Origin of the sequence: Massilia sp. Root133, assembly GCF_001426525.1 — a bacterium.
In the GTDB taxonomy this organism is placed as follows: Bacteria; Pseudomonadota; Gammaproteobacteria; order Burkholderiales; family Burkholderiaceae_D; genus Telluria; species Telluria orientalis.
In genome coordinates this window covers 124,222-142,131 of the sequence record NZ_LMEW01000004.1, presented here as the reverse complement: position 1 = coordinate 142,131, position 17,910 = coordinate 124,222, and the positions used below count along the sequence as shown (strand labels likewise).

Annotated in this window: 16 protein-coding genes; 2 read left to right on the top strand and 14 right to left on the bottom strand. The window is 69.2% G+C overall.

Annotated elements, in window-relative coordinates:
* Positions 1–38: 38 nt before the first annotated feature.
* The 9 genes from ASD28_RS05355 to ASD28_RS05315 form a co-directional block, all read right to left on the bottom strand.
* The gene (locus ASD28_RS05355) at positions 39–1,610 is read right to left on the bottom strand and encodes a hypothetical protein (RefSeq protein WP_056125092.1); all 1,572 of its coding nucleotides are present in this window, start codon (positions 1,608–1,610) and stop codon (positions 39–41) included.
* A gap of 134 nt (positions 1,611–1,744) precedes the next feature.
* Positions 1,745–1,957, bottom strand: a complete 213-nt coding sequence (locus tag ASD28_RS05350; protein WP_056125090.1) for a hypothetical protein — start codon at positions 1,955–1,957, stop codon at positions 1,745–1,747.
* Positions 1,950–2,198, bottom strand: a complete 249-nt coding sequence (locus ASD28_RS05345; RefSeq protein ID WP_056125087.1) for a heavy-metal-associated domain-containing protein — start codon at positions 2,196–2,198, stop codon at positions 1,950–1,952. The genes ASD28_RS05350 and ASD28_RS05345 overlap by 8 nt, the downstream gene beginning before the upstream one ends.
* 89 nt (positions 2,199–2,287) lie before the next feature.
* Positions 2,288–4,738, bottom strand: a complete 2,451-nt coding sequence (locus ASD28_RS05340) for an adenosylcobalamin-dependent ribonucleoside-diphosphate reductase (protein ID WP_056125083.1) — start codon at positions 4,736–4,738, stop codon at positions 2,288–2,290.
* A gap of 55 nt (positions 4,739–4,793) precedes the next feature.
* A complete protein-coding gene (locus tag ASD28_RS05335; RefSeq protein ID WP_056125082.1) occupies positions 4,794–5,192 on the bottom strand; it encodes a putative zinc-binding protein in 399 nt (132 codons plus the stop codon).
* A gap of 12 nt (positions 5,193–5,204) precedes the next feature.
* A complete protein-coding gene (locus ASD28_RS05330; RefSeq protein WP_082577352.1) occupies positions 5,205–5,606 on the bottom strand; it encodes an SCP2 domain-containing protein in 402 nt (133 codons plus the stop codon).
* Positions 5,603–6,490 carry a U32 family peptidase gene (locus tag ASD28_RS05325; RefSeq protein ID WP_056125080.1) on the bottom strand — a complete coding sequence of 296 codons (888 nt, stop codon included), beginning with the start codon at positions 6,488–6,490 and terminating at the stop codon, positions 5,603–5,605. Before ASD28_RS05325 ends, ASD28_RS05330 begins: the two co-directional genes overlap by 4 nt.
* 20 nt (positions 6,491–6,510) lie before the next feature.
* Entirely contained in the window at positions 6,511–7,521 is a 1,011-nt protein-coding gene (locus ASD28_RS05320; protein ID WP_056125075.1) for a peptidase U32 family protein, read from the bottom strand.
* A gap of 81 nt (positions 7,522–7,602) precedes the next feature.
* A complete protein-coding gene (locus ASD28_RS05315) occupies positions 7,603–7,995 on the bottom strand; it encodes a hypothetical protein (protein ID WP_056125074.1) in 393 nt (130 codons plus the stop codon).
* 165 nt (positions 7,996–8,160) lie between these two features.
* Between ASD28_RS05315 and ASD28_RS05310 the strand changes: the two genes are divergently transcribed.
* Positions 8,161–8,832 carry a Crp/Fnr family transcriptional regulator gene (locus ASD28_RS05310; RefSeq protein WP_056125072.1) on the top strand — a complete coding sequence of 224 codons (672 nt, stop codon included), beginning with the start codon at positions 8,161–8,163 and terminating at the stop codon, positions 8,830–8,832.
* On the opposite strand, the gene ASD28_RS05305 is transcribed toward ASD28_RS05310, so the two are convergent.
* The 5 genes from ASD28_RS05305 to ASD28_RS05285 all read right to left on the bottom strand — a co-directional run bounded on the left by ASD28_RS05305 (position 8,820) and on the right by ASD28_RS05285 (position 15,489).
* Entirely contained in the window at positions 8,820–9,935 is a 1,116-nt protein-coding gene (locus tag ASD28_RS05305) for an acetate/propionate family kinase (RefSeq protein WP_056125069.1), read from the bottom strand. The genes ASD28_RS05310 and ASD28_RS05305 overlap by 13 nt on opposite strands.
* Complete coding sequence (locus ASD28_RS05300; protein WP_056125066.1) at positions 9,932–11,338, bottom strand: bifunctional enoyl-CoA hydratase/phosphate acetyltransferase; 1,407 nt, start codon at positions 11,336–11,338, stop codon at positions 9,932–9,934. Before ASD28_RS05300 ends, ASD28_RS05305 begins: the two co-directional genes overlap by 4 nt.
* Before the next feature lie 3 nt (positions 11,339–11,341).
* On the bottom strand, positions 11,342–12,103 hold the full coding sequence (fabI, locus tag ASD28_RS05295) for an enoyl-ACP reductase FabI (RefSeq protein ID WP_056125205.1): 762 nt from the start codon (positions 12,101–12,103) through the stop codon (positions 11,342–11,344).
* A gap of 34 nt (positions 12,104–12,137) precedes the next feature.
* Positions 12,138–13,820 carry an alpha/beta fold hydrolase gene (locus tag ASD28_RS05290; RefSeq protein WP_229412155.1) on the bottom strand — a complete coding sequence of 561 codons (1,683 nt, stop codon included), beginning with the start codon at positions 13,818–13,820 and terminating at the stop codon, positions 12,138–12,140.
* Between the two features lie 121 nt (positions 13,821–13,941).
* The gene (locus ASD28_RS05285; RefSeq protein ID WP_056125060.1) at positions 13,942–15,489 is read right to left on the bottom strand and encodes a murein L,D-transpeptidase; all 1,548 of its coding nucleotides are present in this window, start codon (positions 15,487–15,489) and stop codon (positions 13,942–13,944) included.
* 240 nt (positions 15,490–15,729) lie between these two features.
* On the opposite strand from ASD28_RS05285, the gene ASD28_RS05280 reads away from it, so the two are divergent.
* Positions 15,730–17,901, top strand: a complete 2,172-nt coding sequence (locus tag ASD28_RS05280; protein ID WP_056125056.1) for a phosphocholine-specific phospholipase C — start codon at positions 15,730–15,732, stop codon at positions 17,899–17,901.
* Positions 17,902–17,910: the final 9 nt, after the last annotated feature.

The following is a 17,910-nucleotide window of genomic DNA, read 5'->3' as shown; positions in this document are numbered from 1 at the left end:
CTGTGTGGGCGAGGTTGGCTCCCGCGAAGGCCATTATCTCAGCTGGGCAACGCCGCCAGCATCTCTGCCACCGCCTTTTGCGAATGCTCGTTCAGCTTGCGCGCAATTCTGAGATGAAGGACGGCCAGCCGTTCCGCCGCTTGCGCCTCAAGAATGAGTGGCCGCACCAGCCGTTCGGCCGCTTCGTGAAATTGCTGCGAGGTCGCGTCGAGCTGCCTGGTCAGTTCCTGGCGCGCGGTATCGAGCTGCGCGCGGAACACAGTCTCGAACTTTTCGCGCTGGTGGCCAATTTCGCCGTTCTTCCGTTCCTCCGGGTTCATCAACCACTTGATGACACCGGCAACGAGGACCGCGCCGCCGACGAAAGGCGCAACTGGCGCCACCAGTGGGATGACCGCGGAGGCGCCCAGAAAATACACCGCCGCACCCGTCCCCAAGGCAGTCCAGCCGCCGACCCTCAAGGTCGCCCCGGCGGCGCTCTCGGCGCCATTCTTGAAACGCGTGCTCCAGCGCAGTGCGGGAGCCGAACCTGCAAACTGGGTGTGATGCAGCCGTCTCAGCAGCGTGCTGCGGGACAGTGCCATCTCTTCCTGGAAGAGCCGCAGGTCTTCGTGGATTAGCCGGAGCGACTCTTCGCGCCGGGAGATGATCCGGTTGATTCTTCTCTCCAGCTCTTTACCAAACGTGGACCTGGCAATGCTTTCCCACACTATCTTGCGTTTCCACTGGTCCGTGCCAAGGCGTCCGGCGACTTCACGCTCGAATGCGTTACCGGCGTCGTGAATATATTCCTCGATGTCCTCGTCAAACGTCTCACGTTCAAACGCGATCCGCGCATCAGAGATCGCCAGACGCTGGCGCACCTGCTTTTGCAGCGCGTGCGCCGATTCGAGGAAGGCTGTGGACATTTCGCCGGTCGCTTCGATGTCCGCGATGCGCTGGTTAAACGCGCTGATCTCGTGGGTTGCACGCGCGCACGCTGCCGTCATACGCTGGGCCAGTTCGGCTTTATCGAGGGTGCCCTGTTCGAACTCGAGTACGGCGCCCGCGAGCGCGACGTCACCGGTGGCGCGCATGCATAAGTCCGCCAAATCGGCGTATTTGCGGCCCTTGAGCAGGCGTACCGAACCGATGCTCACTTTGTTCCAGATTGTTTGATCATCCGTCGGGAAACTATCAAGGTCGTTCGGCGGAAGTTGATAACGCAAGGCGCCAGCGAAACTTTTTGCCAGCTCCCTACCGCGCGTCCCTTGCAGCAACAGGAGCGCGCGGGCGGCCTCGAAGGCGGTCGAGGCGGTCGCTTGCCCGATGCTTTCGGACGCCTTCTCGAGCTCGAGGAAGGCGGCTTTCCAAGGCAGTGGATGTTCAATGTATTCCAGCAACACAACCTGTGCCAGGGCCGAATCGTTCAGCAGTGTCACGACATCGTCCAAGGCATTGAAATCTGCAACGTTGAGCACGCCGTCGGAGCTGGCAATCGCAGCCACTGCCTTCAGATATGCGGTGGGAAACGTGACGTCATTTGAGATGTAGTCCAGCAGTTCACTGTGCTGCGCGGCACCCTGCTGGCCGAAGTTCTCGAAACTTGCTGTGGAAGCGCTGGATGTCATTGGATGTGTTGGCGGCTTATGGTGTCTTGCTGGATATTATCATTTGGACTCTGTCGGGGTAAGGCAACGGTTGGACCGGCTCAGTGTACGCGGTTGTTGCTTCAATGGCAATTGCAGGGGGTTGTCAGGCGCTCCTAATGATCGTCATGCCGCATCAGCGCATCGATACCGGCCACCGTGCCGGCCATCGCCAGCGCCGCGACGCCGGCGCCGGCCCACGTGGCGATCCGATCGCCGGCCGCCCACTCCTGCCACGCCAGCACGGCGGGCATCAGCATCATCGGCGCCGTCATCGCGGTGGCGAGCCAGGCGTGGCGGCGCACGCCGGCCGACAGGCTCTCAACCACCGCAGCACCCGCCGCAGCAGCCGCCGCTCTTTTCCTTGCGCGCTTCGCCGTAGCCGGCGCCCAGCAGCGCCGCGGTGATGTCCTGCGTCGACGTGGCGTCCTCGTCGAACTCCACGTGCATCTCGCGGCCGCCCGGTTCGAGGTCGATGCCGCGCACGCCGGGCAGCGTGCACAGGGCGCTCGTGAGGCGTTCGATGTCGGCGAAGGCGAGAGGGGCCGAGAACTGGAAATCGTGTTGCATGGTGCTCCTTTTGCGTTGGGTCGTTGGTACACCGTCAGGGTAGGGCGGCGCGCCGCCCCTGTCCTTGAACCGGTTTCAGGTTTTACGAATCAGGCACAGCCGCCCAGGTAGTGGCACGACGTGCAGCGCGTGCAGCCGTCGACCTTGCGCAACGCCCGCGCGCCGCATTCCGGGCACTTGGCGCCCGTCTCTTCGACTGCCGCGATGCCCGGTGCCGGCACCTCGTCCGGCGTGCCGCGCCGTGCCAGCAGGCGGTCCAGCACGTCGGCGGACACCTGGTTGCCGTAGGCATCGAGGAAGCCGCGCCGGATCAGGATCCGCTGCAGCATGAAGGCGATCGCCGCCACTTCCGAATCGTGGTACATCGGTACCTGCACGCCGTCCGCCCGCGTCAGGTGGCCGCAGCGCACCGGTCCCTTCTCCCACACGACCGCGCGCATGTCGGCGAGGGCCTTGGCGATGGAACTGCCGGCGCGCGCGGCCAGCGACAGCAGGCGCATCGTGGAGGTGATCCACTGGTGGCCGTCGCTGCGCTGGTTGGCGGGCATGAAGAACTCGAACGGGCGCTCGATGGCGAGGTCGCGTCCGTTCAGCCGTCCTTCCACGCGCATGAAGCTGATGGTCAGATACACCGTCTTCTTGCCTTCCTGGGTCGTGTATTCGACCTTCGAGGTGACCGATTCCAGTTCGCCCGCCGGACGGCTTTCGAAGCGGCGGCGCAGCGGATCCACATCGCCCGGTGCTTCGGCCGCGGGCGGCGGCGCGACACTCAACACACTGCCCGTGACGGCGTTGGGCCGGTAGGTGGCCAGGCCTTTCAGGCCGGCGCGCCACGCCTCCGTATATAAATCCTTGAAGTCGTCGAACGGGTAGTCGGCCGGCACGTTGACCGTCTTCGAGATCGCGCCGTCCACGTACGGCTGCACGGCCGCCATCATGCCGAGGTGGTCCTGCGCGGACATCTCCAGCGCCGTCACGAACTGCGCCGGCAGTGCGGAGACGTCGTGGCCGAGGTGGCGGTACAGGCGCCACGCGTGGTCGGCCACCTCGTAGATGCGCGTACTGTCGTCCGGCATGCGCTTCTTGCGCTGGTAGACCCACGAAAAAGCGGGCTCGATGCCGTTCGAGGCGTTGTCCGCGAACGCGAGCGCGATGGTGCCCGTGGGTGCGATCGACATCAGGTGCGAATTGCGGATGCCGTGGCGGGCGATCGCTTCGCGCAGCTCGTCCGGCAGGCGCCGCGCGAATGCGCCGTCCAGGTAGCGCTCGGCGTCGAACAGCGGGAACGCGCCTTTTTCGCGCGCCAGCGCCACCGATGCTTCGTACGCGGCGTCGCGCAGGGCGCGCGTGACGTCGGCGGCGAACGCGCGGCCCTCGTCGGCGTCGTAGCGCAGGCCCAGCATGACGAGCGCGCTGCCCAGGCCCAGGAAACCGATGCCGATGCGGCGCTTGTCGCGGCCTTCCGCCGCCTGCTGGGGCAATGGCCATTCGGTGGCGTCGAGCGCGAGGTCGAGCATGCGCACGCCGACGGCCGTCACTTCGCGGAACGTGTCGAGGTCGAAGCGCGCCTCCGGCGTGAACGGCCGGCGCACGAACTTCGTGAGGTCGAGCGAGCCCAGGTCGCAGCAGCCGTACGGCGGCAGCGGCTGCTCGCCGCACGGGTTCGTGGCCGCCAGCGTCTCGGCGTAGTACAGGTTGTTTTCGCCGTTGATGCGGTCCAGGAACAGCACGCCCGGCTCCGCGTGGTCGTAGGTCGACCGGATCACCTTGTCCCACAGGTCGCGCGCCCGCACCGTGCGGTACACCCAGCTGCCGTCCGGGCGCAGGTACGCGCCGTTGGCCTGGTCGTCCGGCCCCGGCTCGGCCGCGTGGGTCAGCTCGACGGGATCGTCGTCCAGCACGGCGCGCATGAACGCGTCCGTGACGCCGACGGAGAGGTTGAAATTGCTGAACGCGCCGCCGTCCTTGGCGGCGACGAAAGCCTCGATGTCGGGATGGTCGATCCGAAGGACGCCCATCTGGGCGCCGCGGCGCGCCCCGGCCGATTCGACCGTGCGGCACGACGCGTCGAACACGGCCATGTACGACACGGGGCCGGACGCGCGCGACCGCGTGCCTTTCACGAGGCTGCCGGCGGGGCGGATCGCGGAAAAATCGTAGCCGACGCCGCCGCCGCGGCGCATGGTTTCCGCGGCTTCGGCCACGGCGCCGTAGATGCCGGGAATGGCGCCGTCGCGGCCGCTGATCGCGTCGCCGACGGGCTGCACGAAGCAGTTCATCAGGGTGGCCTTCAGGCCGACGCCGGCCGCCGAGTTGATGCGGCCGGCGGGCACGAAGCCGTGGTCCTGCGCCCACAGGAAGCGCTGCTCCATCTCCAGGCGCAGCGGCTCGGGTTCGTGCGCGGCCAGCGCGCGCGCCACGCGGGCGCGCACTTGCGCGACGGTCGTCTCGTCGCCCTTCGCGTATTTTTCCTGCAGTACGTCGGCCGACACGTCCTGCGTCGGCATGGATGCGGCAAAGAGGGATTCGTTGGCGTTCATGTCATCCTCGGTGATAGTCAGGCGTCCACTATCCCCGAGGCCCGCCGGCCCCGCCTTAAACTGGTTGAAGCATTCGGCGTTCCGCCGCCAGCAGGGCCACGTCGTCCGCCACCTCGCGCGCGACGGCGGCCGCTTCGGCCGGGTCGAACTGCATGTGGTAGCGCTTGCGCACGCCGTGTTCGGCCAGCTGGAAATGCAGGTCGGGCGTCACGCCGTGGCGCGCGAGGCAGTGGCGCGCGCATTCGAGCGGACAGCCGTCGATCGCGACGACGGGCCGCCCAGATTTCGCCAGCTTGACGAGCGACGGCACGTCGCCGCCCACGCCGGCGATGCAGGACATTTCGGCGACTTCCTCCCGGTCGAGCTCCAGGGCGATGTGGTTGGCCATCTGCGCCGCGCTGGAACAGCCGGAGCAGGAATAGACGAGGGGGAAAACGGTGCGATCACGGCCCATGAGGTTCTCCTGTCAACGGTCGATGGCGTCCAGCGTATTCTTGATGAGCAGACCCAGCTCCGTGTCGCCTTCCATCACGAGGCGGCGGCTGAAGAACAGCGTGTCGGGATCTTCGCGGCGCGTGGCGAGCAGGCCCAGGTCGTACAGGGTCGCGCCGATGACGACGTCCGGTGCAGTTTTCGACGTCACGGCCGCGAACGAGCGCCCGTTCCACGCGACGTCGAAAGTGACGCCCGCGTCCAGCACGGCCAGGCGCAGCCGCTTGCGCAGCAGCTGCGCGCGCGAGTCGTCGTCCAGGTGCGGTTTCAGGCCCGCGTTCAGGCCCGCCGCGAACAGCCACGCGCCGGGCCGGCCGGGCAACCGGGACAGGACGTGGCGGACGGGCGCCGGCAGGCGGTAGGGGGACGCGTTCATGCGGCCACCTCCTCGAGGCCGGGACGGCCGTGCCAGAAGCCGTTGCAGGCGGCCCCCGGCATCCACGCGCCCATCTGCGCGCGCGCCGCGGCCCCGGTCAGGGCGCCCGTCAGCACGCCGTGCACGCTGGCGACGATGTCCGCCATGTGGGCCGACTGCGGGCTCAATCGGACGGCGCCCACGCCCAGCGCGCGCATGGCGGGCAGCGCGTCGACGAGGTTGTACACCTTCGCCGACTGCGTCTGGATGCCGTTCAGGACGAGGAACGGCTTGCCTTCCTGCGTGTTCAGCACGAGGCCGTCCGGATGGTCCAGGCAGCTGAAGCGGCAATCGTCCTTGGGCAGGTTGCGGTGGCGCGCCGTGAAGCAGCGGGCGGAAAACGCGAGCGGCATGCGGCCGTAGGCGAACACCTCGGTCTCCACGCCGGCCGGCAGGGCGGCCTGCATGGCCGCGAGGCTGGTCGACGGCATCTCCAGCGGCGCGACCCAGCGCACGGCGCCGGCGCGGGCGAGCACGGCCAGCGTGGCCGGGTTGTACACGTTCAGGTGGGGGCCGGCGACGAACGGGCGGCCGTCGACGCAGTGCACGGCGCCCATGTCGTTGGCCTCGACGAGGAAGCGGCCGTTGCCGGCGACGCGGCGCAGGGTACTCAGGTCGGATGGCGATTCGATCAGTACCTGGGTCGACAGCACGACTTCCTTGCCGGCGCCGGCGAGGCGGTCGGCCAGCGTGAGCCAGTCGGAAGGACGCAGCTCGTGCCGGCGCGAGCAGACGGTTTCTCCGAGGTAGACGATGTCGACGGGTGTCTCCGCGAGCGCATCGTAGAACGCGAACACGGTATCGCGCGGCCAGTAGTATTGCAGGGGCCCGAGGGCAATCTTCATGATGGTCTTTCGGTACGGGGTCATTTCCAGGGGCGGTGGTAGGCACCCAGCGTGTGCTGGCTGCCTTCGGCGACGTTGTCCAGGCTCGTCATCCACTCGCGCCGGACCGTGTAGCGGCCGTGTTCCGCGAGGCAGGCGTCGATCGCGGCGCGCCACACCTTCGTGACCTGGGCCACGTACGCGGGGCTGCGCTGGCGGCCTTCGATCTTGACGGCGCGCGCGCCCACCGCCGCGAGCTTCGGCAGGATCTCGAGCGTGTTCAGGCTTGCCGGCTCCTCGATCGCGTAATACGTCTCGCCGTCCACGTCGAAGCGGCCCTTGCACAGCGTGGGGTAGCCGGCCTGCTCGCCGTCGCCGTAGCGGTCGATGAGGACGTCGTACAGGCGCGCATCCAGCGCGCGCGGCGTCCGCGTCCAGCGCACGGCCTTCGCGGGCGAGCACACGCCGTGCGTGTTGGGCGATTCCCCGGTGGCGTACGACGACAGCTGGCAGCGGCCCTCGGCCATCACGCACAGGCTGCCGAAGCCGAACACTTCGATCTCGACGGGCGAATGCTCGATGACTTTTTCCGCCTGGGCCAGCGACAGCACGCGCGGCAGCACGGCGCGCGCGATGCCGAAGTGGCGGTGATAGAAGGCAATGGCGTCGATGTTCGTCGCCGAGCCCTGCACGGACAGGTGCAGCCGCAACTGGGGATGCACGCGCGCCGCGTATTCCATCAGGCCCGGGTCGGCGAGGATCACGGCATCGATGCCATGCGTGGCGGCGCGGTCGAGCGCGCGCCGCCAGGGACCGTCGCCGCCCGGCTGCGGATAGGTATTCAGGGCAAGGAACACCTTGCGGTTGCGGTCGTGGGCATAGCGGATGCCTTCGGCGATGGCGTCTTCGGAGAAGTTCAGGCCGGCGAAGTTGCGCGCGTTGGTCGCGTCGCGAAAGCCGAGGTAGACGCAGTCGGCGCCATGGTCGATGGCGGCCTTGAGGGCCGGCAGGCTGCCGGCGGGACAAACGAGTTCGAGGGAGGGAGAGGTCATGGCGGGCGGGTGAACGGTAACGCAGGAAGCTTAGTCACGCGCCGCCCGCGGCGCCTTGAACGAGGATAAGTAAATCCGGGTTCAAGCAAATCGCACGGCGTCGCCTTCCGTGTCGAACGCGAGGAACCGTTCGATGGCGCCGCGGTGCACGGCGTCGATCATCATCTTGAGGCCGCGGTCGACGCCGGCCGCCTGCTGTTCGCCTGCCAGCGCCGCGACGAACACCATGTCCCACGGCTGGCCCGTCGCGCGCGACTCGGCGGCCAGCGCACCGAAATCCGCCAGCTCGTCGAGACCCTTGTCGACGCACATCACGGGCGCCAATGCGCCGCCGCGGCCTTCCTCGAAGCGGCGCGCCTGGCCCGGCGTGTGCGTCTGGGGCAGTTCGGCGACCGCGAACACGAACAGCAGGCGCTGCGCCTCGGGCTGGGCGCGCGCGGCGGCGAGGAAATCGGAAAAATTCGAGAGCTGCATGGGGAATCCGTGACAAAGGGGAGGATGGTCCGATTGTAGGCGGCTTCCCCGCGCGCGTAAGTCGGCACGATGGAGGACGCCGCCTAGTTCTTCCGGACTATCCCGCACGGCCGTCGTACGCGCGAGAATGGCGGCATCCCGACCATTTCATGACATCCCGCGACCGTGGCCACCATCGATCCCTGCACCTTCCTGCGCCGCCTGCCGCTGTTTTCCGACCTCGGCGAGGACGAGCTGCGCGCCGTCGGCGCGGCCGCCACCGAGCAGCACGTCGACCGCGGCCGCACCATCGTCGAGCGGGGCGACCCGTGCGAGGGATTTCATTCGATCCTGTACGGCCAGGTCAAGCTGGCCTTCATCTCGCCGCAGGGCCAGGAAAAGGTCATCGAGATCCTCGGCCCCGGCAAGACGTTCGGCGAGGCGGTCATGTTCATGGAAAAGCCGTACTTCGTGACGGCGACCGCGCTGGAAGACTGCCTGCTGCTGCACGTCCGCAAGGAAGCCATCTTCGCCGAGCTGGAACAGAGCGCGGCATTCGCCCGGCGCATGCTGGCCGGGATGAGCCGGCGCCTGCACGGCCTCGTCGCCGATGTCGAGGCGTACACCCTGCACACGGGCGGCCAGCGCGTCGTCGGCTATCTGCTGAAGGATGCGCCCGAATCCGGCGCGACGGTGCGGCTGTCCGTCAGCAAGCGCCTCGTCGCGTCGCGCCTGAACATCACACCCGAGTATTTTTCGCGCGTGCTGAACGATCTCACGCGGCGCGAACTCGTGCGCGTGGACGGGCGCGACATCGCGATCCTCGACGCGAACGGATTGCGCGCCTACGAGGGATAAGCGTCCGCGACCTGTTTCGTCTCGCGCGCGATCACGGCTTCCTCGTCGGCCGGCAGCGCCCACACGGCGACGGCGCTGTCCGGCGCGTGCAGGCGCGGGCCGTGGGTCGCATTGGCGTCCGCGTCGAGGCGCACCCCCAGCCACGCCGCCTGCGCGCACACGCGGGCGCGGATGTCCGCCGCGTGTTCGCCGATGCCGCCCGTGAACACGAGCACGTCGAGGCCACCCGCCGCCGCGGCCAGGGACCCGAGTTCGCGCGCGATGCGGTACACGAACACGTCGACCGCCTCGCGCGCGGCCGGGTCCGGGCTCGCGAGCAGGGTGCGCATGTCGCCGCTGATGCCGGAGAGGCCCAGCAGGCCGCTGTCGCGGTACAGCAGGCGTTCCAGCGCGTCTGGCGTCATCCGTTTTGCGCGCAGCAGGTGCAGCACGAGGCCGGGGTCGAGGGCGCCGCAGCGCGTGGCCATCGGCAGGCCGTCCAGCGCGGAAAAGCCCATCGACGTCGCGACGCTCCGGCCCCCGACCATGGCGCACATGCTGGCGCCGCTGCCCAGGTGGGCGACGACGACGCGGCCACGGGCGCGCGGCTCGATCGCGGGCAAGCTGTCGGCGACATGGGTGTACGACAGGCCGTGGAAGCCGTAGCGCAGCAGGCCTTCATCCGCGCATGCCCGCGGCAGGCCGTACAGGCGCGCGACCCGCGGGTTCCCGAGGTGGAACGCGGTGTCGAAGCAGGCGACCTGCGGCAGGCCCGGATGCAGGCGCGCCATCGCTTCCATGCCGGCCACGTTGTGCGGCTGGTGCAGCGGCGCCAGCGGGGCGAGGGCCTGCAGTTCGGCGAGCAGCGCCGGCGTGACGAGCGCCGGTCCCGCGTGGTTGTTCCCGCCGTGGACGACGCGGTGGCCGATAGCCGCGAGCCGGGCCGGCGCGAGATGGCTCTCGACCTGGCCGATGATGGTACGCAGTTGCGCGGGGCCGTGGCCCTCCACCTGGCCGTGCGCGGTCGCGACGAGGTCCGCGCCCCGTTCCACGTACACGGCGTACTTGATGCTGGACGAGCCGGCGTTGATGCATGCATATCCTTTGGCTGCGTTGTCCGTCATGGCGATCCGATCACGGCGGCGGCCGCCGAGTGGCGCACGAGCAGGGACGCCAACGCGCACGAGGCGAGGCGGGCCAGCGGCCCGTCCGCGCGGCTGGTGAGCATGATGGGCACGCGCGCGCCGAGCACGATGCCGGCCACCTGCGCCTCCGCCAGGTATTCCAGCTGCTTGGCGAGCATGTTGCCCGCTTCCAGGTCGGGCACGACGAGGATGTCGGCGCGGCCGGCCACCGGCGACACGAAGCCTTTCGTGCGCGCCGCTTCTTCCGACACGGCGAGGTCGAACGCCATCGGCCCGTCGATGATCGCGCCCTCGATCTGGCCGCGGTCCGCCATCTTGCACAGCGCGGCAGCCTCGATGGTCGACGCGATCTTCGGGGACACCGTCTCGAGCGCGGACAGGATCGCCACGCGCGGCGCCGCGATGCCCAGCGCGTGCGCCAGCTCGATCGCGTTGCGGACGATGTCGCGCTTGTCTTCCAGCGTCGGGTAGATGTTGATGGCGGCGTCCGTGAGGAGCAGCGGGCGCGGGTACGTGGGCACGTCCAGCGCGAACACGTGGCTGATGCGGCGGCCCGTGCGCAGGCCGGTGTCGCGGGCGACGACGGCGTGCATCAATTCGTCCGTGTGCAGCGCGCCCTTCATGATGGCGCCGACCTCGCCCGTGCGCGCCAGCGCCACGGCGGCGGCGGCGGCCGCGTGGCTGTGCGCCGTCGGCACGATGCGGTACGGCGCGAGGTCGACGTTCGCCTGCGCGGCCGCCTGGCGGATCTTCGCTTCCGGGCCGACGAGAACCGGTGCGATCAGGCCTGCGCGCGCCGCTTCGACGGCGCCCAGCAGCGACACCGTGTCGACCGGGTGGACGACGGCCGTGGGCACGCGCGGCGCATCCTGCGCTGCCGCCAGCAGCGCGCGGTAGCGGCCGCCGCGCTCGCGCAGGCGCACTTCCGGCAGCGCGATACGGGGCCGCGCGACCTTCTCGGTCGGCGCGATGACCTCCGCCGTGCCGCTCGCCACCTGCTGGCCGTGCTGGTTCGTCACCGTGCAATCGAGCGTCACGCGGTGCTTGTCCGGATCGAGGCGGGTGACGGTGAGCAGCACGGTCACGGTGTCGCCCAGGCCCACCGGCTCCAGGAAGCGCAGCGACTGGCCTAGGTAGATCGTGCCCGGACCGGGCAGCTGGGTGCCGAGCACCGTCGAGACGAGCGCGCCGCTCCACATGCCGTGCGCGATCACTTCATGGAACATGCTGCCGCGTGCGTATTCCTCGTCCAGGTGGGCCGGATTGACGTCGCCCGACATGACGGCGAACAGTTCGATGTCGGCGCGGGTCAGCGTGCGCGCGAGGCTCGCGCTGTCGCCGACCTTCAGTTCGGCGAACGTGCGGTTGCTGATCGTGTCCATCGTTCACCCCAGCACGTGGTAGCCGGCGTCGACGTATTCGACGTTGCCCGTCACGAGGCGCGCGCCGTCGCTCGCCAGGAAGGCGGCGAACGCGCCCACGTCGTCCAGCCGGGCCAGCATGTGCTCGGGCGCGCGCGACCAGGCGTCGCCGAGGAGCTCGTCGAAGTGTTCCAGGCCGGACGCGGCGCGCGTGCCCATCGGGCCCGGTGACACGGCGTTCACGCGGATGCGCCGGCTGCCCAGTTCCACCGCGAGCGCGCGCACCGACGCTTCCAGCGCCGCCTTCACGGGGCCCATCAGGTTGTAGTGGGGGACGACCTTCTCGCCGCCGTAGAACGTGAACGTCAGCAGGCAGCCGCCGTGCGGCATCAGCGGCTCCGCCAGTTTCGCGCAGCGGATGAAGGAGTGGCACGACACGTCCATCGCCAGCGCGAAGCCTGCCGCCGAGCAGTCGGCGACGCGTCCCTGCAGGTCGTCCTTCGGTGCGTACGCGATCGCGTGGATGACGAAATCGAGCGTGCCCCATGCGGTGTGCACCGCGTCGAACACGGCCTCGAGCTGGCCGGGCGCGCGCACGTCGCACGGCAGCACGAGCGGGCAGCGCAGCGCCTCGGCCAGCGGGCGCACGTGGGGCTCGGCGGCGTCGTCCAAATACGTTACGGCCAGTTCGGCGCCGCACGCGGCCATGACGCGCGCGCAGCCCCAGGCGATGCTGCGGTCGTTGGCGATGCCGAGAATGAGCCCGCGCTTGCCGCGCAGGTCGATGAGAGCGTTCTGCATGGGATTCTCCAGTGAGGGTTCAGCGTTCCAGCACGTAGCGGCCGGGTGCCGGACCGAGCGCGGCGCCCGGCGCGGGCGGCGCGGTGCGGCCCGTGCTGCCGGCTTCCAGCCAGTTGGCCCAGGCGGGCCACCACGAGCCGTCGCGCGCGGGTGTTGCGGCCAGCCAGTCGTCCGGGGCCACGTACGTGTCGCCATCGCTGCGGCGCGCGCGGCGGTAGTGCCGGCCGCGGTGCCCCGGTTCGCTGACGATGCCCGCGTTATGGCCGCCGCTCGTGAGCACGAACGTCACGTCGGCGTCGGCGACGAGGTTGATCTTGTAGACGGACTTCCACGGCGCCACGTGGTCCGATTCGGTGGCGACGACGAACAGTGGCGCGCGGATGTCGGCCAGTGCCACGGGCCTGCCGTCGATGCGATACCTCCCCTCGAACAGATCGTTCTTCAGGAACAGCCGGCGCAGGTATTCGCTGTGCATCTGGTACGGCATGCGCGTGGCGTCCGCATTCCACGCCATCAGGTCGTTCATCGGCTGGCGCTGGCCGAGCAGGTAGTCGTTGACGAGGCGCGACCACACGAGGTCATTGGAGCGCAGCAGCTGGAACGCGCCCGCCATCTGGCGCGTCTGCAGGTAGCCCTGGCGCCACATGATGTCTTCCAACAGATCCAGTTCGCTGTCGTCGATGAACAGCGACAGCTCGCCCGGCTCCGTGAAGTCGGTCTGGGCGGCGAACAGGGTGAGCGATTGCAGGCGCGCGTCGCTCCGGCCCGCCAGGTACGCGGCGGCGATCGCGAGCAGGGTGCCGCCCAGGCAGTAGCCGGCGGCGTTCACGCGCCGGTCGGGGACGATGGCGTTGACGGCGTCGAGCGCGGCGAGCACGCCCAGGCGCAGGTAGTCGTCCATGCCCAGGTCGCGGTCGGCCTCGCCCGGGTTGTGCCACGAGATCATGAAGACCGTGTGGCCGCGGCCGACGAGGTAGTTCACGAGCGAATTGTGCGGCGACAGGTCGAGGATGTAGTACTTCATGATCCATGCGGGCACGATCAGCACGGGTTCCGCATGCACGTCCGCCGTCGCGGGCGCGTACTGGATCAGTTCCATCAGCCGGTTGCGCAGGACGACGCGGCCCGGCGTGGCGGCCACCTGGCGGCCCGGCACGAAGTCCTCGGCGCCGGCCGGCGGGCGGTCCGTCAGCAGGCGCCACCAGTCGTCCGCGACATGCGCCAAGCCTTTCGCGACATTCATGCCGCCCTGTTGCGCCGTGGCCTGCAGTACCTCCGGGTTCGTCGCGACGAAGTTCACGGGCGACATCATGTCGAGCAGCTGGCGCGCGACGAACGACACGACCTGTTCGTGGTGCGGCGCGACGCCGCCGATGCCGGTGGTGACGTTGTGCCACCACTGCTGGTTGAGCAGGAAGCCCTGCTGGATCACGTTGAACGGCCACTGCTGCCACGCGGCGCCGTCGAAGCGGTGGTCCTGCGGCAGCGGCTGGATGCAGGGTGCCGCCGGTCCGGCTGCCGCGCGCGCGGCGTAGTCGCCGAAGCGGCCCGCCTTGCGCAAGGCCTTGTCGCACAGCCGGGCCCATTTGCCGGGCGACTGCGCCAGGTGCAGGCTCCAGTCCATCCACGCGAGCGCCAGCGCGGCGGGCGAGATGCCGAACGTCATGCGGCCAAGCGCGGCGTGCAGCATCCGGTCGGTCATGGTGGGAGGTTCGATATCCGCCCAGGGGTCGGTGGCTGGTGGGTTGAATTTGTCCATGCACCCACCTTACCGGTTTGATCGAATTCAGATCGTTGATCTAGATCAAAATCTTGAAATATGGTTAATCAGCGCGCAGTGCCTGCACCAGCTGTTCGTCGAGGCCGTAGATATCGTCGGCGAACAGGGCGCGGCCCTCGCGGTCCGTGAGCGCCGTCGCGTAGAACAGCACGACGGGGACCGGCTCCCGCAGCGGCACCGTGACCGTGCGGCCCGGCCGCAGCGCCGTGGCCACGGCGCCGGCATCCCAGCGCGCCGGATCCGCCAGTACGAATTGCGCGAGCGCGGCCGGATCTTCGACGCGGATGCAGCCATGGCTCAGGTCGCGCCGCGACCGGGTGAACAATTCCCGCGCCGACGTCGAGTGCAGGTAGATGTTCATCGGGTTCGGCATGGCGAACTTGACGGCGCCGAGCGCGTTCTTCGGGCCCGGCCGCTGCCGGACCCGCGCCGTGCCCGCGCGCAGGGAGGCAGCGGCAGCGGCGTCGGGCAGGACCTGGCCGGCGGCGGATACGGCTTCCATGTCGTTGCGAGCCAGGTAGCCGGGATCGCGTGCCAGCTTCGGGATGATCTCGGCCTTCTCGATGCTGCGCGGGACGTTCCAGTACGGATTGAATTCCAGGTAGCGCATCTGGCCGATGAACAGCGGCGTGGGCGTGCGCGCGGCCGCACCCACGATCACGCGCATTTCGAGGAGTTGCCCGGCCGGATCGCGGCCGTCGAATGCCCACAGGCGATAGGCCGGCACGTCCACGACGACGACACGGCCTTGCGGCGGACGCGGCAGCCAGCGCAGGCGTTCCAGGGTCAGTTCCAGCTGCGTCACGCGGCGGGCCGGCGGTACCGCCAGCGCGGCCAGCGTGCCCGCGCCCAGCACGCCGTCCTGCGCGAGGCCGTGGCGCGCCTGGAAGCGGCGCACGGCGACCGCCAGTTCGGGCGTGTAGACGTCGCCGGCGGGCGTATCGGCATCCGCGTCGCCGACCAGGCGCAGACGCTCGCGCACGAGGGCCGTGCCGGCATACCGCATGCCCGGTTCGATCCGCTTCGCCGGCAGCGGCGGCAGGTCCGGCCAATGCGGGCTGGCGGCGGCGAGGGCGCGGTAGCGGGCCAGCGTGGCCTCGACCCGGCGCACCATCGGGAACTGTGGCGACGCCGTGTCCACCGCTTCCGCCAGGCGGCCGGTGCGCAGCGCCTGGCGCAGGTGCTCCACGGGGTCGAAGGCGTCGTCGGACGGCAGGCGGTAGCCGGAGGCGACGCGGCCGAAGTGCAGGTCGGCCAGGTACTGGAGCATGGCGGTGCCGAGGTCCCGTTCCAGCGCGAGGGCGGCCACGTCGTCCGCGCCGGCAGCGAGCCGCGTGGCCAGTCGGTCGGCGTCGTAGCGCGCCGGGTCGAGCCCGTGCGCGGAGGCGTCGCGCAGCAGGCGCACGGCTTCGCGTGCACGGGCGCCGCCGTCGTCCAGCCAGGCGGGCGGTGGCGCAGCGCCGGCAAACAGCCGTGCCGTCAGCGCGCGGGCGTCGATGGGGCCGCGCGGCGTGTCCTGGACGGCGGCGGCGAGTGCGGGGACAAGGACGAACAGGAGGCAGCAGAGCCAGCGGGAGGCGATGACGTTCATGGCTGCACGATAGACCTCCGGTTGCCGCATCGTCATTGATGCAGGTCAAACTGCCTGTATGGGGCTTCAATTGACGAAACAACCGGACGTTTTGAGAAAGATTAATTTGTCATCAACATTTCATGATTGTTGCCTAGGCTAAAGCCTCGCTGAGCATCAAATCCGTCATTTCCGATAATCAACCTGGATGAGTCAAATGCAACTTTCTGATCTCGCGTTCCCCGTCGTCATGGTGCACGCATGAGCCGCCGCGGCTTCCTCCGCACGCTGGCCCAGGCCGGCGGCGCCAGTGCCGTCCTCGCTTCCTTCCCGCCCGCGATCCAGAAAGCGCTGGCCCTGCCGGCCAACCAGCGCACCCGCAGCCTGCAGGACGTCGAGCACATCGTCGTGCTGACGCAGGAGAACCGCAGCTTCGACCATTATTTCGGCACGCTGGAAGGCGTGCGGGGATTCGGCGATCCGTTCCCGATTCCTGTGATGGACCGGCAGAACCTCTTCACCCGCAAGACGGTCTTCGTGCAGCAGACGGTCGGCGGCGCGCCGGTGCCCGGCCGGCCCAACTGGCCGCAGAGCCGCGCCATCGCGCCGTTCCGCCTGAATACCGTGCAGGACTTCCCGGTCATGCGCGTGGCCGGCACGCCGCACGCGTGGCTGGATGCGCAGCTGGCATGGGACCACGGCCGCATGAACGACTGGTGTACCGTGAAGCAGAACCATTCGCTGGGCCATTACGCCGAGGCCGACGTGCCGTTCCAGTTCGCGCTGGCCCGCGCCTTCACGATCTGCGACCACTATCACTGCGCGACCCAGACCGGCACCAACACGAATCGCCTGTTCCTGTTCACCGGCCATAACGACCCGCTGGGCGCCGCGGGCGGCCCGTCGACCGACAACAGCCACGACGACTTCAATCCGGACCCGAACACCGACTACCGCTGGCCGACGTATCCGGAGCGCCTGGAAGCGGCCGGGATCAGCTGGCAGGTCTACCAGAACATGGCGGACAACTTCACCGACAATTCGCTGGCCGGCTTCCGTTCGTTCCGCAACGCGTGGTACCAGCGCCCGGGTTATTCGCCGTCGTTGCGCAACCGCGGCGTGAGCACGCGCGATCTCGACCTGCTCAAGGCGGACGTGCTGGCCAACCGGCTGCCGCAGGTGAGCTGGGTGGTCGCCACCGCGGAAGGGTCCGAGCACCCGGGGCCGTCGAGCCCCGCGTCCGGCGCCGACTACATCGCCCGCGTGCTCGATGCGCTGACGGCCAATCCGGAAAGCTGGAGCAAGACGGTCTTCATCATCAACTTCGACGAGAACGACGGCTTCTTCGACCACATGCCGCCGCCGGCCGTCCCGTCGTACACGACGTACAGCCCCGATCCGGCGCAGGCCCGGCTCGCGGGCGCGTCGACCGTCGACACGACCGGCGAATACCACCACATCCTCAACGGCGCCGACGCGCGCACCTTGCACCGCCCGTACGGCCTGGGCCCGCGCGTGCCGCTGTACGTCATCTCGCCGTGGACCAAGGGCGGCTGGGTCAATTCGCAGGTGTTCGACCACTCGTCGATCGTCCGCTTCATCGAGGCGCGCTTCGGCGTGCGCGAGCCGCTCATCAGCCCATGGCGCCGTGCCGTCAGCGGCAACCTGCTGTCCTGCTTCGATTTCGTGAACCCGAACGACAGCGCGGTCGCCTTGCCCGATACGGCCGCGCGGCGCGCGCTGGCGCTGAGCCTCGGCAGCACCAAGGTCCCGGCGATCCCGACGGCCCTGTCGGCACCGGTGCAGGCGGCCGGCGTGCGTCCGGCCCGCGCGCTGCCGTACGAACTGCAGGTACAGGCGCAGGTGTCCGCGACCGGCGGCCTGGTCGACCTCGCGTTCGAGAATGCGGGCGAAGCCGGTGCCGTGTTCCACGTGTACGACCGCCGCGCGCTGGACCAGATCCCGCGCCGCTACACGGTCGAAGCGGGCAAGCAGCTGACGGGCCGCTGGACCACGGGCGCCGCCTACGACCTGTGGGTGCTGGGGCCGAACGGCTTCCACCGCCACATCGCGGGCGACGTGCGCCGCGCCGCGGACGCCCCGCTGCCGGAAGTGGTCGTGCGCGCCGACCGTCGGGCCGGAGAGCTCGTCGTCGACTTCGTCAACAACGGCGGCCAGCCATGCACCTTCCAGCTCGTCGCCAACAAGTACACGACGATGCGGATCCCCGACGTGCGCGTGCCCGCGCGCTCGCGCAGCACGCTGCGGCTGTCGCTGGCGCAGACCGCCAACTGGTACGACTACGCGGCGCGCGTCGACGGCATGCCGGGCTGGCTGCGGCGTTTCGCCGGCCACCTGGAAAACGGCCTGCCGTCGATCAGCGACCCGGCGATGCGGGGCGCGGCGCAACTCGACCAGTATCGTATCGTTTGATCTGGAGAC